Source organism: Streptomyces sp. NBC_01485, from assembly GCF_036227125.1.
Taxonomy (GTDB): Bacteria; Actinomycetota; Actinomycetes; order Streptomycetales; family Streptomycetaceae; genus Streptomyces.
In genome coordinates, this window is the sequence record NZ_CP109435.1 from 9022399 (window position 1) to 9038789 (window position 16391).

General features: G+C 73.0%; 9 protein-coding genes and 1 pseudogene. 4 read left to right on the plus strand and 6 right to left on the minus strand.

Annotation, left to right across the window (positions count from 1 at the left end; translation table 11 throughout):
* Window positions 1-54 precede the first annotated feature (54 nt).
* Complete coding sequence (locus OG352_RS39205) at window positions 55-3831, plus strand: nSTAND1 domain-containing NTPase (RefSeq protein WP_329223536.1); 3777 nt, start codon at window positions 55-57, stop codon at window positions 3829-3831.
* Window positions 3832-3926: 95 nt separating this feature from the next.
* On the opposite strand, the gene OG352_RS39210 is transcribed toward OG352_RS39205, so the two are convergent.
* Window positions 3927-7364 carry a S8 family serine peptidase gene (locus OG352_RS39210; protein WP_329223538.1) on the minus strand — a complete coding sequence of 1146 codons (3438 nt, stop codon included), beginning with the start codon at window positions 7362-7364 and terminating at the stop codon, window positions 3927-3929.
* 302 nt (window positions 7365-7666) lie between these two features.
* Here OG352_RS39210 and OG352_RS39215 point away from each other — a divergent pair, with 302 nt between their 5' ends.
* The 3 genes and pseudogenes from OG352_RS39215 (at window position 7667) to OG352_RS39225 (ending at window position 9306) form a co-directional block, all read left to right on the plus strand.
* Window positions 7667-8155, plus strand: a complete 489-nt coding sequence (locus OG352_RS39215) for a DUF5990 family protein (RefSeq protein WP_329223539.1) — start codon at window positions 7667-7669, stop codon at window positions 8153-8155.
* Window positions 8156-8178: 23 nt separating this feature from the next.
* Window positions 8179-8364: pseudogene (locus OG352_RS39220) on the plus strand (SDR family oxidoreductase); the annotation flags it as partial.
* 156 nt (window positions 8365-8520) lie between these two features.
* A complete protein-coding gene (locus tag OG352_RS39225) occupies window positions 8521-9306 on the plus strand; it encodes a thioesterase II family protein (RefSeq protein ID WP_329223540.1) in 786 nt (261 codons plus the stop codon).
* Between the two features lie 18 nt (window positions 9307-9324).
* Here OG352_RS39225 and OG352_RS39230 read toward each other — a convergent pair whose 3' ends face one another.
* From OG352_RS39230 to OG352_RS39250, 5 genes are all read right to left on the minus strand, one after another.
* A complete protein-coding gene (locus OG352_RS39230) occupies window positions 9325-11166 on the minus strand; it encodes an acyl-CoA dehydrogenase (RefSeq protein ID WP_329223541.1) in 1842 nt (613 codons plus the stop codon).
* Window positions 11167-11536: 370 nt separating this feature from the next.
* The gene (locus OG352_RS39235) at window positions 11537-13162 is read right to left on the minus strand and encodes an AMP-binding protein (protein ID WP_329223542.1); all 1626 of its coding nucleotides are present in this window, start codon (window positions 13160-13162) and stop codon (window positions 11537-11539) included.
* A 36-nt stretch (window positions 13163-13198) separates the two neighbouring features.
* On the minus strand, window positions 13199-14215 hold the full coding sequence (locus OG352_RS39240; protein WP_329223544.1) for an acyl-CoA desaturase: 1017 nt from the start codon (window positions 14213-14215) through the stop codon (window positions 13199-13201).
* 13 nt (window positions 14216-14228) lie between these two features.
* Window positions 14229-15074 (minus strand): SDR family oxidoreductase, encoded by an 846-nt coding sequence (locus tag OG352_RS39245; protein ID WP_329223546.1) that lies wholly within the window; start codon window positions 15072-15074, stop codon window positions 14229-14231.
* Window positions 15071-16387, minus strand: a complete 1317-nt coding sequence (locus OG352_RS39250; protein ID WP_329223547.1) for a protoporphyrinogen/coproporphyrinogen oxidase — start codon at window positions 16385-16387, stop codon at window positions 15071-15073. The genes OG352_RS39245 and OG352_RS39250 overlap by 4 nt, the downstream gene beginning before the upstream one ends.
* Window positions 16388-16391 lie beyond the last annotated feature (4 nt).

Consider the following 16391-nt stretch of genomic DNA (forward strand, 5'->3'; position numbering starts at 1 on the left):
AACATAACGTGGTCGCCGACCTCTCCGTACGGCAGGCGAAAGAGTGGGGCCCCGGTGGGACGACGTGAGAAACCGGTGGACCCCGATGCCGGCCCCCTGCAGCGGCTCGCGCACGAGCTGCGCACCCTCCGCGAGGCGGCCGGCCGGCCCACGTACCGGGAGATGGCACAGTGCACGCGCTACTCGACCAGCGCGCTGTCCCAGGCGGCGGCCGGTGAGCAACTGCCGTCGCTGGCCGTGGTCCTGGCGTACGCGGCGGCGCTGGGAGCGGACGCCGCCGAGTGGGAGGAGCGCTGGCGGCGGGCGGACCGGCAGATCCGGGAGTCCGCGGCGTCCGCCCACAACGCGCCCGCCCCGCCGTACCGGGGGCTGGCCCGGTTCGAGCCGGATGACGGGGAGCTGTTCTTCGGCCGGGCCGAACCGGTCGGCCAGTTGCTGGAGCTGGTACGGGAGCACCGCTTCGCGGCCGTCCTCGGGCCCTCCGGAAGCGGGAAGTCCTCGCTGCTGCGGGCCGGGCTGATCCCCGCACTCCGGCAGGCCGCCCCGGCGACGGGCCGCCCGGCGGTGATCCGGGTGCTGACCCCCGGCGAGCGGCCCGCGCACACCCACGCGCGGGCACTCACCCCGCTGGACGGCGAACACGGAGCCGCACAGGACACCTGGGTGATCGTCGACCAGTTCGAGGAACTCTTCACCCTGTGCCAGGACCCGAAGGAACGGGACCGCTTCCTCGAACTGCTGCTGGCGGCCCGGAGACCGGAGAGCAGGCTGCGGGCCGTCGTCGCGATCCGCGGCGACTTCTACGGGCACTGCGCCCAACACCGCGAACTGGCGGACGCGTTGAGCGGGGCCGACCTGCTGATCGGGCCGCTGGCCCCGGCGGAGCTGCGGGAGGCCATCACCGGACCGGCGACCTCCGCAGGCCTCACCGTGGAACGCGCGCTGACCGCCAGGCTCGTCGACGAGGTCACCGGCCGGCCCGGCGCGCTGCCGATGCTCTCGCACGCCCTGCTGGAGACCTGGCGCCGCCGCCGCGGCCAGGCGCTGACCCTGACCGCGTACGAGGAGTCGGGCGGGGTACGGGGCGCGATCGCCGCCACCGCGGAACAGGTGTACGCCGAACTGTCCCCGGCCCAGGCCCGCACCGCCCGCCGCATCCTGTTACGGCTGGTCGCCCCCGGCGACGGCACCGCCGACACCCGCCGCCCGGCCCCTCGCGCTGAACTGGACTCCGGGTCGGGCCCGGACACGGCAGCCGTCCTCGAACGCCTCGCCGCCGCTCGCCTCGTCACCCTGGGCGACAGCGCCGTGGAGCTCGCCCACGAAGCGCTCATGAGCGGCTGGCCCCGGCTGCACGGCTGGATCGAGGAGGACCGCGAACGGCTGCGCCAGCAGCGCCGGCTCGGCGAGGCCGCCCGCGCCTGGGAGGAACTGGGCCGCGACCCCGGCGCCCTGTACCGGGGGACCCGGCTCACCAGGGCCGAGGAGCTGTTCGCCGCGGCAGAAGCCGCGGCAGAAGCCGGGGCAGAATGGGCCGTGGGGCACCCGGAGGACGATCTGACCCGCTCGGAGCGGGCCTTCCTCGCCGCCGCACTGCGCGCCCGCGACACCGAAGGGGCGGTCGCCGCCCGTACCACCAGGACGTTCCGCACCCTCAGGACCGCCCTCGCCGTCCTCCTCGCCCTTGCCGTGGCCGCCGGCACGCTGGCCTGGCAGCAGAACCGGACCGGCGATCAGCAGCGCGCCAAGGCCGCCGCCCGCCGTGTCGCGGCGGTCGCCGAAAGTCTGCGGTCGTCCGATCCGCGTACCGCCATGCTGCTCGGCGCCGCGGCCTGGCGGATCGCGCCGCTGACCGAGACCCGCTCGGCGTTGCTCGGAGCCCTGGTCCAGCCGGAGCGGGCCACCTTCACCGATCCGGAACAGCGCAAGGACGTACAGCGGTTCCTCACCGGCCGGGGCCGGACCCTGGTCAGCGTCGCGGACCGCCGGGTGGTTCTCCGGGACGTGACCAGCCACCGTCTGATCGGCTCGTTCCGGCTGCCGGAGCGCATGTGGCCGGCCGGCGTCGGTCCGGATGCCAGGACCCTCTACCTAGAAGCGGATGACGGTGGACGTCTCTGGGACCTCTCGGCCCGCGGGGCCGCCGCCGGTCCGCGCGAGCTGCCGCACGCGGCGCTGATGAACTTCGGGCCCGACGGGCGGAGTTATCTCGCCGTCACGTCGAGGACCCCGAAGCGGCAGGGCTCCGTGCAACTGCGTCGGCAGGCGGACGACAAGGTCCTCTTCGAGGTGGCCGTGCCGGGCAGTCGTCTGTCCGACGCGGCCGTCGGCCCCGACGGCCGACCGCTGGCGCTCTGCTTCGCCGACAGCCTGCTCCAGGTGTGGGACGGCGTACGCCGCGCGCGCCTGCCGGGCCCGTGGGAGAGCGCGTCGAGACCCGGCTGCGGCACCAGCACGCTGCGGTTCAGCGTCGACGGCAAGCTGCTGGCCGTCGTCTCCGGCTCCCGGATCCGCGTGTGGGACATCCCTCGCGGACGTCTCCTCGCCGACCTGGCGAGCCCCGGCGGCACCGGTTTCACAGAGGTCGACTTCAGCCCGGACGGGGAGTTCCTGGCCACGGCCGACGACGACGAACTCGCGGTGTGGCGCCTCAAGGCGTCCGGCATCCAGGTCTTCCACCGCCCGCTGGCGGGCGAAGCGGTGCAGGACCTCGCCTGGGACCCGGGGAAGCGACGGCTGCTGCGCTTCCTCGACGGAGCCACGGTCCGTTCGTACGACCTGACGGCCAACCTCGCGCCCCGCTGGCAGCAATCGCCGCCGGACGCCGCCGTGCTCAGCCCGGACGGCTCCGTCGTCGCCGTCGTGAACCGCTCCGGCGACGGTTACCGCTTCGCCCTGCGTTCCACCCGTACCGGCGCCGTCCTCGCCGAGCCGCCCCCGCTGCCCGCCGCGGGGGAGGACCTCGGCTCCGCCACCCCTCTGCTGGCGTTCAGCCCGGACGGCCGGGCGCTCGCGATCGGCGGCACCACGTCGTCACACGGTTCTCTGCGGCAGCGGTTCACCGTGTGGGACGTACCGGCGCGCAAGGTACTCGCCTCGGTCGACCTTCCGGCGGCGGCCGACAGCCCGAGGTTCGGCATCGCGCTCGGCCCGGGCGGCCGGACCCTGCTGGCCACGGGCTCCGAGGGCGGCGGCGCCGAGGCGGAGGTCTGGGTCACCAGGGCCGGCCGGCTCCACCGGAAGGGCACGTTGCCGGGCTTCTCCAGCGGCACCGTCGCCGTACGGCCCGACGGACGGCTGCTCGCGGGTTCCCAGGACCAGTACGCCGCGCTGCCCTCGGGCCCCGTGACCGGCCGTGCGTTGAGCGAGGGCAGGGAGATCAGCGCACTGGCCTTCAGCCCCGACGGCACCCGCCTCGCCGTCGGCGACGCCTCCGGCCGGGTGGCCCTGTGGGACGGCGACGTGCGACGCCGTACGGGCGTCCTCACCGCGGGCGCCCCGGAGGCCGTGACCGCGCTCGCCTTCGCACCCGACGGCCGAACCCTCGCCGTGGGCGGCACCCACGGCACCCTCCGGCTCTGGGACACCGCGTCCCAGCAACCCCTCGGCACCGGACTGCCCACTCCCGGAGAGGAGATCGAGTCCCTCGCCTTCGGCCGGGACGCCGGCACCGTGTACGCCACCAGCGCGCACGTGCCGCTCCAGAGCTACCCCATCGCCCCGCAACAGGCCCTCACCCGCATCTGCGACATCGCCGGCCCGACCGGCCTGTCCCGGAGCGAGTGGAAGACGTACATCCCGGACGCCCCCTACCGCGGGATCTGCGGTTAGCGCCCTCAAGTTCCTTACCCCGAAGCCGTCTTGACGTGACGGGGCGGCAGGGAGGTCACCCCTCCCTGCCGCCCCGTCACGCGGACCAGCCGGACCTATCGGACGGTGCGATAGGCGTTCGGCAGCGTCTCGGTCACCGTGTTGCCCTTGGTGTCGACGAGGGTGGCCTTGAGGCTCACCGTGCCGGGCCCGGCCGGGTGGGCGAGCGTCAGGAACCGCTTGCCGGTCCGGTCGGCGTGCACGACGGTGTTCCGCCAGGTGCGGCCGGCGTCGTACGACACCTGCACGGCCAGGGACTTGACGGCGCCCTTCGCCGCCGCCGGGCCCTGGATCCCGATCGGCACGGTCAGCCCGGCGCCCGCCTTCGCCGTGCTGGTGAGGGACAGCTTCGGGGTGAAGCGGACCACCGACAGGGGGAGCCGTTGGATCCCGGTGCCGGAAGCGGCGTCCACGGCGAACGTCCACACCGCCGAGACCTGGTGGCCGACCGTGACGTCCCGGGCGGGCCGGGCCGCGTCGAGGCTCAGCCGGTAGGTCGCCCGGTGCGGCAACAGCCCGCCCATCGGGCCGAGTACGCACGGATCCATCCGCTTGTCGGCGATGGTCGTGCTGCCGGACGCGAGACGGAACCGCCAGTCGGCGTTACCCGAGTTCATGTGGCCCGCGCCGTCGGACAGCAGCGGAACGCACACGGCGAACGCGGTGCCGCTGTGCGACGCGCCCGGCACGCCCACAGCGGTGGCGCCGGTGGTGACGGGCGCGAAGACACCGGTGTTGAACGTCTCCTGGTAGGTGCGGCCGGGTTCGAAGCGGCGGGGCTCCAGCGGGCTCAGCACAGCCAGGCCGGGATTGAGGTTGTTGATGACGTTCACACCCAGGTTCCAGCGCAGCCCGTGGTCCGTGGACGCGTAGTGCACGACGGACGCGGCGGGTACCGGGCGCCAGTTGCCGAAATTGCTGCCGACCAGACTCGACACGGCCGGCCAGCCCGGTGTGGTCCAGCCCGCCGACGGCGCCGCCTGGCTGTCCTTGGCGTTGGAGCCGATGCCGGTCACCACCTTGGCGAGACCGCGGGAGGAGAACGCACGGTTCAGTCCGGTGAAGAAGGAACCCGTCCGGGTCTCGACGAGGTCGTACAACGGGCCCGTGGAACCGCGCTGCCAGACGCCGCCGAGCTGCGCGATGAAGTCCTTGGCGGGGGCGGACGGTCCGACCTGGGCGAGGTAGACCCGGCCGTAGGCGCCGTTCAGGCCCAGGGTGCCGGCGTAGTCGAACGCGGGCTTCGCGCCGCGGGCGCCGAAGACGATCCTGCCCTCCTCGAGGCGGGCCTGGGCGTCGGGTGCGGTGACACTGATCGCTTTGCCGGTACGGGCGTCCAGCGGGAGCGTCATGTTCCTGTCCACCACCAGGCCGGGCGCGACCAGTTGGGTCACTTCCTCGAAGCTGTCGGTGCTGCGGGTGAGCTTGGCGTCGACGAGGTAACGGCCCCTCGGGACCCGGATGGTGACCTTGCCGTCGTCCGGCACGTCGCTTCCCCTGATCCCGAAGGTCCACTGCCTGCCGTTGTCCAGGCCGACCACGTACGCGAAGAGGGGCGCGGCCGGTTTGCCGTCGCGGCCGGTGAACTCCAGCTTCAGGTCGTACGACTCCACCTCGCGGACGACCGCGAAGGCCGTGCGCACGCTCTCGCCCGTCGCCGCCGTCGCCGCCGTCGCCGCGACGATCCCGGAGAACGCGCCGTCGACCGTGCCGACGCGCGTGTCCGCAGTGACCGTGGCCTCGGCGGTGCCGCCCGCGGGGACGGTCAGCCGGGCGGGCGACACGGTGAACATGCCGTGCGCGGCGGCCTTGCCGTCGGGGCCGGTCGCGGAAGCCGACAGGTCCAGCGTGACGGCCTTGTCGCCGGTGTTGCGGTAGGTGAGGGTCCTGGCGATCGACCGGTCGTCCGTGTGCGGCCACGCCTGCAGGCCGAACGACAGCGACGGCTCGTCGGTGAAGACGCTCTGGCCGATGGCCCGGGCCACGTCGACCCGGCCCGCGCCCTGCTCGAACGTCGACGAAGTGCCGACGACCGGCACCGTCGAGCCCATCAGCACGGCCTTGATCCGCTGCCCCGACCAGTCCGGATGCTCCTGGGCGAGCACGGCGGCCGCTCCGACGACGTGCGGGGTCGCCATCGACGTACCGCTCATCCGGACATAGCCCGCCGTTCCGGCCGGCTCGCCCTCGGTGCCGTGGACGGCCTTGGCGGCGATGATGTCCACCCCGGGAGCGGCGATGTCCGGCTTCAACTCACCGTCCGCGGTGGGGCCCCGGCTGGAGAAGTCGGCGAGGCGGTCCGTGCCGTCCACGGCGGCCACCGTGAGCGCGGCGGCCGCCGCGCCCGGCGAGTTGAGCGTGCCGGCGTCCGGGCCGTCGTTGCCCGCGGCGATGACGAACAGCGCCCCGGAGGAGGCCGACAGGTCGTTCACCGCCTGCTCCAGCGGGTCGGTCCCCTCGGCGTCGACCGCGCCGAGGCTCATGTTGACCACCTTGGCGCCCTGCCCGGCGGCCCACTGCATGGCGCCGATCAGCCACGACTCCTGGCCCCCGCTGTTACCGAACACCCTGCCGACCAGCAACCGGGCCCCGGGCGCGACCCCCTTGTACCGGCCGTTGCTCGCCGCGCCGGTGCCCGCGATCGTGGAGGCGACATGGGTGCCGTGACCCATCTGGTCGTCGACACCGCCCGAGCCGGAGAAGTCCTTCGACGCCACGACCGCACCCCGCAGATCGGGGTGCGTGGCGTCGATCCCGCTGTCCAGGACCGCGACCTTGACGCCGGTGCCGTCGTACCCGGCCCGCCAGGCGGCCGGCGCGTGGATCTGCGCGGTGCCCTGCGTCGGATCCGGGTCGACATCGGCGTACCGCTGCGGCGGGGCCTTGACCGCGGCGTCCAGCCACACCCGGTCGATACCGGCTTCCGTGGTCACGGAGTCGCCGACCGGACGGGTCAGCGCCTCCCACACCTCGGTCGCGTGCGGCTTGTCGGCCGTCACCGACTCGCCTCGTACGGCGGGCAGTTGGCGCTCCACCTCGGCGTCCGCCGCACGCAGCGCGCGCTTGGCGCCGCCCGTCGCGGAGCCCTTGTACGAGACGATCAGCGGCAGGGTCGTGCGGTGGGCGTCGTCGTAGCCGTCCGCGACCATCCGGGTCACGTCGAACAGCCGCCGGTCCAGCCGCCCGCTGCCCAGCAGCGCTGCCGCGTCGGCGGGGACGACGTACGTATGACTCCCGAGGCGCTGCACGGAGAGGGGAATCCTCGCCCGGCCCTCGCCCGGGTCCACGCCGACGACCCGGCCGGACGGGTCCACACCGACGGTGTCCCCGGTGATCAGCGTGACGTGGGCGGTGGCTCCCGCCAGGTGGCTCGGCGACGCGGCGGCGGCCGGTGTCGCGAGGGTGACGGGGGCGGTGGCGGTGAGCCCCGCCACCGCCAGCAGCGCGGCTGTGCCGTAGGTCAGGGACCTGCCGCGTTTCCTGAGTCTGTACATGTTCCGCATCGAAAGGTCTCTCTTCCCCGGATCGGTGGCGTGTGTGGGGCGCGCGAGGCGGCCCCAGGCCGGGGGGAGGGACCTGGGGCCGCTGCTGGGGGTGCGGGTGACGGGGGATGCCACCCGGCCGGACCGAGTCTCGGGGGCCGGAGAGTTGTTCAGCACCCCTGTCGGGCCGCTGAACAATTCCGGTGACGGGCCGGCCGGCCGGGATCGCCCCGGCCGAAGCCGCCGACCCCCGCGCCGAGGAGGCGAGGGGGTCGGGTACCGCCGGGAGGCTCCGGCCGAGGATGATGGCAGGTATGCGTATCCGCATCGATGCCGTCGACCTGCCCGGACTCGTCTGTCGGCCCGCCGCCGACGGGGACGCTCCCGCCTACGCCGACGTCCATGTCGCCGTGCAGCGCCGTGACCGTCCGGCCGAGCTCCTCGAACCGCAGCCCGGCGACGCCGCGTCCGCGACGTGGACCCTGGAGTGCACCGCCGTCGCCTCGCCGACGGGCACCGAGGTGAAGGGCCCGTACGTGCAGGACCGTCTGGGACGCCGGTTCGTCTATCTGTCCTGGGGCACGGTCGACGAGGCGGGTGTCTTCACGATGTTCCGCCGCGCCAAGCTCATGCTCGACGCCGTGCCCGCCGAGGTACTCGCCGCCGCCGCACGCGACGGCCTGCTGGTCGGACGCCTCGGTCTGTCCGACCCGCACGGCGGCCCCCTGTGCGCGCGAGTCGAGCCCCCGCACATCACCTGGACCGCCGAGCGCGCCGATCAGGGCTCGTGGCTCAGTGGGTGACGTCCATGCGCTGTGTGCCGATGACCGAGATGATCCGGACCTGGGAAGCGGACTCTCCCGGCCTCCAGGAGCGACTCACGGCACACACCCCGCTGCGCCGCGCGGCCGACCCGCAGGAGATCGCGCAGGCCGCCGCCTGGCTCCTCAGTGACCGCTCCTCCCACGTCACCGGCACGGTCCTACGGGTCGACGGCGGCGCTCGAGCCTGAGCCGGGTCTCCTCAGGACCTGCGGGACGTCGCCGCGCCGCCCGGCGGGCCTGCACGGATAAGATCGGAGCGCCCAACGACGAGTGATGGTAGACCTGGTGATCCCGTGACGGTCCGGTCGGTGGCCGTCACCATCCCTCACCGTCCCGAGGCACCCATGGATCCCCGTACACGACCCGCGCGCTGGCTGGTCCGCCGTCGCGAGCGCCCCGAGGCACCGCTGAACGTCTACGTCTTCGCGCACGCGGGCGGCTCCAGCGCCGAATACCTGTTGTGGACCGACGAGTTGACGGAAGTCCAACTGTGGGGCGTGCAGCTCCCCGGGCGCTCCGTGCGCCGCGCGGAGCCCGCGCACACCGCTATCGGCCCCCTCGTCGCCGACCTGGTCTCCCAGTCCGCGTTCACCGGACCCTACGTGCTGTTCGGCCACAGCTTCGGCGGCCTCCTGGCGTACGAGACGACGAGGGCGCTGCGCCGCGAGGGACGCGACCTGCCCGAGCACCTGGTCCTGTCCTCCTCCCCCGCCCCGCACACCTTCGGCACCGGCGGACCGGCCGGCTCGCTGCACACCCTCTCCGACGAGGAACTGATCACGGCGGCCGAGGCGCGCTGGGGCCCGTTGCCCGAGCAGGTGCACGCGGACGCGCGGCTGCGCCGACTGGTCCTCGGCCCGCTCCGCGCCGACATCAGCGTCTTCGAGACGTACGTCCACGAGCCCGAGCCCCCGCTGGAGGTCCCGGCGACCCTGCTGTGCGGCACCGGGGAGCAGGACCGCCTGGCCGGCGAGAGCGCCGGCTGGGCCCGGCACCTGGACCGCATCACCCGTCGGGTCGCCCTGCCCGGCGGACACTTCTACTTCCGCGAGGACCACGCGCCCCTCCTCGACGTCATCCGCGAGGTGGCCGGGGAGGTCGGCGTCGGCCGGTCGCGCGCGACCGCCTGACGGACCCGCCGCACCGGCCTACCAGGCGTCCTCGTCCAGCGTCATGAGGACGCCGTCCTCGCGGTCGGCGATCTCCCGCTGGGCCGCGACCAGCGGGAGCACCTCCTGGGCGAAGAACACCGCCGTCGCCACCTTTCCCTGGTAGAAGGAGCGTTGGGCCCGCCGCGCCCCGGCCGCGGGGTCCGCCAGACGCCGGGCCGCCACTCCCGCCTGCCGCAGCAGCAGCCAGGCCACCAGGACGTCACCCGCCGCCATCAGCAGCCGGGTCGTGCCTCGCCCGACCTGATAGATGGCCGGGGGGTCCTCCAGGGACGCGAGAAGGTGCGTGCCGAGACCGGTCGCCATGGCCTGGAGATGGGCCGCGGACCGGCCGAGCAGCGCGTGCGCGTGGGCGAGTTCGCCGCTCTCCGGCGCGTCCGCCGCGGTCTTCTCCACCTCGGCGAGGAGGGCGGCGAGTGCTCCGCCCTGATCCCTGGCGATCTTGCGGAAGAAGAGGTCCATGCCCTGGATCGCGGTCGTGCCCTCGTACAGCGTGTCGATCCGGGTGTCGCGGATGTACTGCTCCAACGGGAAGTCCTGCGTGTACCCCGCGCCGCCGAGTGTCTGCAGGGCGTGCCCCAGTTGCTCGCAGGCCTTCTCGGAGCCGTATCCCTTGACGATCGGGAGGAGCAGGTCGTTGAGGGCGTGCGCGGCGTCGTCGCGGGTGCCGGCCGCCTCCGCCTCGGCGATCCGGTCCTGCACGGTGGCCGTGTGCAGGACGAGGGCGCGCAGCCCCTCCGCGTAGGCCTTCTGCAGGAGCAGCGAGCGGCGCACGTCGGGGTGGCGCAGGATGGGCACCCGGGGAGCGGACTTGTCCGTGAGAGCGGCCAGATCGGCGCCCTGGGTGCGGACCTTGGCGTACTCCAGGGCGTTGAGGAAGCCGGTGGAGAGGGTCGCCATCGACTTGGTGCCGATGATCATCCGGGCCTGCTCGATGATGTGGAACATCTGCCGGATGCCGTCGTGCCGCTCACCGAGCAGCACCCCGACCGCGGGGATCTCGGCGCCGAAGGTGAGCTCGCAGGTGGCGGACGCCTTGAGGCCCATCTTGTCCTCCAGCGACGTGGCGAACACGCCGTTGCGGGCCCCCAGTTCACCGGTCTCCCAGTCGGACACGTGGTATTTCGGGACCAGGAAGAGGGAGAGCCCCTTGGTGCCGGGGCCGTGGCCCTCGGGGCGGGCCAGGACGAAGTGCAGGATGTTCTCGCTCAGATCGTGCTCGCCCGAGGTGATGAACCGCTTCACGCCCTCGATGTGCCAACTGCCGTCCGCCTGCCGGACGGCCCTGGTCCGGCAGGCGCCGACGTCGCTGCCCGCCTCCGGCTCGGTGAGGACCATCGTCGCGCCCCACGCGCGCTCGACGAGCAGCCGGGCCAGCCTGCGCTGCTCCTGCGTGCCGAGGCGGTCGAGCATCTTCGCGAAGCCGCCGGTCGTCTGGTACATGTACAGGGCCGGATTGGCCCCCAGCACCAGCTCGGCGACGGCCCAGCGCAGCGACGGCGGCACACCCGCCCCGCCGAGCGACTCGGGCAGGTCGATCAGGTGCCAGCCGGACTCCGTCCAGCGGGCGTACGCCTTCTTGAAGGACTCCGGCAGCGTCACCGTGCGGTTCCCGGGGTCGTACGCCGGCGGGGTGCGGTCCGCCTCGACGGCGGAGTCCGCGAGCTCGTGGACGGCCAGACGCTCCACCTCGCCGAGGAGGTCGCGGGCGGTCTCGGGCGTGGTGCCCGCGAAAGCGCCGCGGCCGTACGCCTCCGCGCGGCCGAGAACCTCGAAGAGGTTGAACTCCACGTCCCTGAGATGCGACTTGTAGTGGCTCATCGCCGGATGTCTCCTTGTGCGGTCTTCCGGGCACGGGCGGACCGGGGGGATGGGGCGGATCGGGGCGGGCGCGGCGGACCCGGGACACGAGGGGTCCGGGACAACGGAAGGTCCGGGGCACGAGGGGTCCGGGACAACGGAGGACCCGGGACACGAGGGGTCCGGGACAACGGAAGGTCCGGGGCACGAGGGGTCCGGGACAACGGAGGGTCCGGGGCACGAGGGGTCCGGGACAACGGAGGGTCCGGGGCACGAGGGGTCCGGGACACGAAGGCCAGGGACACGGAAGGGCCGGACACGAAGGCCAGGGACACGGAAGGGCCGGGACATGAGGGGTCAGGCCCCTCCACGTCCCGGCCCCTCGTCCCGGTCAGGCGAACGTCACCCGCGCCACGGGCACGAGCCGCCCCTCGTCGAGCAGCGCGCGGCAGCGGAAGCGCTGGATCTTCCCGCTGGGCGTCTTCGGGAGCACCCCACGCGCCAGGAACAGGCACTCCGCCAGCGCGACCCCGGCCTTCTCCAGGGCCAGCGAGGCGGCCTCCTCGGCGATCGGCTGGAAATCCCGGGGGTTGCCCTGGGACTCCACCATCAGCACGAGCCGGGACATGCCCGAGCCGCCCGCGTCGACGATGACGGCACAGCCCTTGCGGACGTTCTTCAGGGAGTCGACCGCCGACTCGATCTCGGAGGCGTAGACCTTCCGGCCGCCCACCGAGAGCATGTCGTCGGCCCGGCCGAGGACGTACAGCTCGTCGTCGCGCACGAAGCCGAGGTCGCCCGTGCGCAGCCAGCCGTCCTCGAAACGCGCGGCGGTGCGCTCGGGGTCGGCGTAGTAGCCGTCGGCCAGGCTCGGCGACGACACCAGGATCTCCGCGATGCCGCCGCCGCTCCCCGCCCGGACCGATACCCCGGGCAGCGTCAGGCCGTTGGAGACCAGCCGGGCTGCCTTCGGATGGTCGGGAGCCACCTCGATCACCGAGCCCTCGACGAGTGCGGGACCGTCGAAGGCGAGCGCCTTGGGCGCCTGGGCCCACGGCTTCCCGGCCACCGCGAGCGTCGCCTCGGCCATGCCGTACGCGGGCTGGAACGCGGTGTCGGACAGACCGAACGGCCGGAACTTCTCCGTCGCCGCCACCAGCGTGTCCCAGTCGACGCGCTCCGCCCCGATCACGGCCGCCCGCAGCTTCAGCTCCTTGGGCAGCACCCCCCGGCCCTGCGCCCGCGCCGCGAGGTACACGGCGGTGCTCGTGCCCGCCGTCATCGTCGCCCCGTACTCCGACATGTCACGGAACCACGTACGCGGCGCCATCCCGAACCGGTCGGGCGACGACAGAACGAAGTCGAAGTCGTACGCCCACGAGTACAGCAGGCAGCCGAACATGCCCATGTCGTGCGAGAGCGGCAGCCAGGAGGCGACGGTGTCGGCGCCGGGGCGGCCGCCCGTCAGGTGCAGGATGATCTGCAGCTGCTGCTCGATGGCGCGCGTGGTCAGCGCGCAGCCCTTGGGGGTGCTGGTGGACCCGGACGAGTACTGGATGAAGGCCACGTCGTCCCGGCCCGGCGGGCTCGGCTCGATGTGTCCCCCGCCGCGCAGGGTCGACCAGCCGCGGACCGGCAGCTCCTTGCTGAGTTCCGCGGGAACCATGGCGGTCACCCAGTCGTCGACCAGGAGCAGAGTCGGGTCCAGCCGCGCCGAGAGTGCCACCAACTGCTCGCCGTACGCCTCCTGGCTCTGGCCGCGGGTCGGCAGAGGCAGCGAGGCCACCGCGCCGCCGGCCAGCCAGATCGCCAGCAGGCCGCGGACCGTGTCGGGCGTGTTGGCGAGGATGGCGGCGACCCGGGTGCCCGGCCCGACGCCGAGCGTGCGCAGCTCGGCGGCCATGCCGTGGGCGTCCTTGACGACGTCGCGCCAGGGGGTGTGCTCGAACTCGTCGCCCGTCCATTCGTGCAGCACGCCGTGCGAAGCCCCGTTGGTCAGGGCGTGGAAGAACTCCATGTACGTGATCCTCGTCTGCTCGTCCGGGGGGCCGCGCTATTCCACGTCCACCAGCGAGGCGTCGGCCTCACGGGCCTCGCGGCGGCGCTCCGCCATGGGCGCGATGTTCTGCTGGGTCTCCAGGAGTTCCCTCTTGTCCAGGGAGGCCGCGTTGACGCGGCTGACGCCCGCCTCGCGCATCTCCATGCGCTCGGGGTCGATGCGCACGACCTTCCAGGCGAGGTGGGTCTTCTCCAGGCTCCAGATGAGGATCGCGGAGAGGTCGATCTCGTACCACTTCATGCCGTGGCGGGCGGAGCGCGGGAAGGCGTGGTGGTTGTTGTGCCAGGCCTCGCCGAAGGAGGGGATGGAGAGCCAGGCGACGTTGCGCGACTCGTCGGTGGTGTCGAAGCGGCGGCGGCCGAAGACGTGTCCGACGGAGTTGACCGCGTAGGTCATGTGGTTGATCAGGAAGATGCGGACCAGGCCGCCCCAGAGCATGCCGGTCAGGCCGGCCTGCCAGTCGCCGCCGGTGATGCCGTAGGCGATGAGGCCGGGCAGCACGACGCTGGCGGCGGTGACCAGCAGGAGGTTCTCGCTGAGCCAGCGCAGCGGCTTCTCGCGCACCAGGTCCGGGCAGTAGCGCATCGGGTCGGAGCTGAGGTTGACGTCGAAGAGCCAGCCCAGGTGGGCGTGCCAGAGACCGGCCATCGTGCCCTTGAAGCCCGGCTCGAAGTCCAGGTGGGGGCTGTGCGGGTCACCGGGCTTGTCGGCGACGCGGTGGTGCTTGCGGTGGTGGGCCGCCCAGATGAGCGGCGGGCCCTGGCCGGCCATCACCCCGGCGGTGGCCAGGGCGATGCGGATGGGCTTGTACGTCTCGAACGAGCGGTGGGTGAGCATCCGGTGGTAACCGGTCGAGATACCGAAGCCGGAGACCGCGTACATGATGACCAGGACCACCACGTCCGACCAGCCGAAGATCTTGTTCCACAGCAGGGCCATGGCGCCGAGCACCGCGACCAGCGGTATCAGTGACGCGCCGAGGATGAACCAACGGTGCTTTCTGCCGTCCATATGACTGTGCCTCTCACTTTCGGAAGTGGGGAGTACCGACCGACTGGCCGGTGGGGGAGCCGCTCTGCGCGCTGCGGAAGATGGGCAGTACCGCCGCGCGCAGCACGGGGAAGAGCAGGAGACGCGGGGTGTGGTGGCCCGCGAGGTACTGGGCCTTGGCGACCGGCCCCGGGACCACCACGCGGCGCCCCTGTGCCAGGCCGCGCAGGCCCGCCTCGGCGACCCGCTCGGGCGTCAGCCAGGCCAGGAACTTCCGTTCCTGGAGCCGTGACATGCCGCCCACCGCGTAGAAGTTGGTGCGCACGGGGCCGGGGGCGAGCAGGGTGCAGCTCACCCCGGTGCCGCGGAGTTCGACGTGCAGCGCTTCGGCGAAGGTGTTGGCGAACGCCTTGCTGGCCGAGTAGGTGGCCGCGGTCGGCACAGGCTGACAGCCCGCGGTCGAGCCGGTCACCAGGATCCCGCCGCGCCGCCGGGCCAGCATGCCCGGCAGCAGCGCCTGCGTCAGCGCGTGCAGCGAGACGACGTTGACCTGGACCTCGGCGCTCTCCTTGGCGGGGTCGTTCTCGCTGAACGGCCCGCAGGTGGGAAAGCCCGCGTTGGCGCAGAGCACGGAGACCTGCTGCCCGGCCAGTTCCTCTTCGAGCGCCCGCCTCGCGGCCGGGTCCGCGAGGTCGCAGGTCCGCACGCGCACCGGCACGCCGTGCCGGTCGCGCAGATCCTTGGCGAGCAGTTCGAGGGCGTCGGTGGAGCGTGCGACGAGCCACAGCCCGTACCCGCGCGCGGCCAGACCCCGGGCGAGGTGCTCGCCGATGCCGGAGGAGGCGCCGGTGACCACCGCCCAGTCCGCCGGGCCGCTCACGCCGCCCCCCGCGCGGGCGCCGAGGGCGAGGTGAGGTGTGCGGCGAGCCGGCCGGCCGCGGCACGACCCGTCCGGGCGCACGCCTCGATGGACACGCCCTGGATGTAGTCGCCCGCGAGTTCCAGGCCCGCCACGCCCGCGACGCTCTCCCGCACCTCGGCGAGGAAGTCGGCGTGGTGCGGAAGGTAGCCGCTGTAGGCCGCCTTCCAGTGCTTGACCAGGAGGTTGACGCGCTCGGCGCGCGGCGCCCCCAGGTACTTCACCAGGCGCTCCTCGGTCTCACCGGTCAGCCGGTCGATGTTCTCCGGACTGAGGTCGGTCAGGCGCCCCTCCCGCCCGCTGTAGGTGTAGCGGACGATGTGCCGCTCCTCCATCCCGTACGAACCGGCGTTGCTGCACGGCCCGTCGTCCATGGCGAGCGCGCGTACGTCGTGGCCGAAGACGGGCCGGTCGTACTCGACGAGGACCACGGTGGACGGGAAGTAGTTCACGTCCGAGAGCCGCCGGGCGAGCCCGGGCCGCGCGGAGCGGACGATCTCGGCGGTCGCGTAGGCCGGGGTGGCCAGCACCACGCCGTCGTAGTCGCTGGTCCGCGCGGGCGCCCCGCCCTCGGAGACGCGCAGTCCGGTGACCTTGCCGTCGCGGACCTCCAGGCCCTCCACGGTGGCGTCGAGCCGCACCGGGACCCGCTTGGCGAACGCGTCCAGGACCGGCTGGATGCCACCGGCGAGCTGGTCGTAATGGTCCATCAGCATCGACAGGTTGGTGCCGAACGTGCCGGGGTAGACCTCGTCGGGCTCCGCCCCGTTGTTGCGGATGACCATGGGCCGCACCAGCATGTCCGTCATCTCGCGTCCGAAGAACGAGCTGAGCGGGGCGTGGTCGTGGCGCCGCGAGACGTCGCTGAAGTAGCGCGAACCGAGGAAGCGGTTGCGTTCGTCGGCGCGGATCCGCGCCGCCATCGTCGCCATCCGTGCGAAGTCGCGGGCCGAGCCCATCCGCCGGATGTTCTTCAGGGTCTGGCCCCGCCGCTCGCTGTCGAGGGTGAGGATCTCGCCGTCCTTGATGCGGGACGCGTTGTAGCCGAAGGACTCGTACGTGTCCGCGCCCAGCTCCGAGGTGAACCAGCGGAACGTGTGGTAGCGGCGGCCGATGTTCTTCCCGCCCGTCATGACCTGCCGGTCGCCGAGCTTGTCGAGACCGAAGCGGCCGCCGAGGATCCCGGCCGCCTCGACGATCTCGACGTCGTACCCGAGGAGGTCGAGGCGGAGCGCCGCGGTGAGGCCGGAGATGCCCGACCCCACGACCGCCACGCGC

Excerpts from the sequence above, each read along its gene's own strand:
- OG352_RS39210 (WP_329223538.1), bottom strand. The coding sequence starts at position 7,364 with ATGTACAGACTCAGGAAACGCGGCAGGTCCCTGACCTACGGCACAGCC.
- OG352_RS39215 (WP_329223539.1), top strand. The coding sequence starts at position 7,667 with ATGCGTATCCGCATCGATGCCGTCGACCTGCCCGGACTCGTCTGTCGG.
- OG352_RS39225 (WP_329223540.1), top strand. The coding sequence starts at position 8,521 with ATGGATCCCCGTACACGACCCGCGCGCTGGCTGGTCCGCCGTCGCGAG.
- OG352_RS39230 (WP_329223541.1), bottom strand. The coding sequence starts at position 11,166 with ATGAGCCACTACAAGTCGCATCTCAGGGACGTGGAGTTCAACCTCTTC.
- OG352_RS39235 (WP_329223542.1), bottom strand. The coding sequence starts at position 13,162 with ATGGAGTTCTTCCACGCCCTGACCAACGGGGCTTCGCACGGCGTGCTG.
- OG352_RS39240 (WP_329223544.1), bottom strand. The coding sequence starts at position 14,215 with ATGGACGGCAGAAAGCACCGTTGGTTCATCCTCGGCGCGTCACTGATA.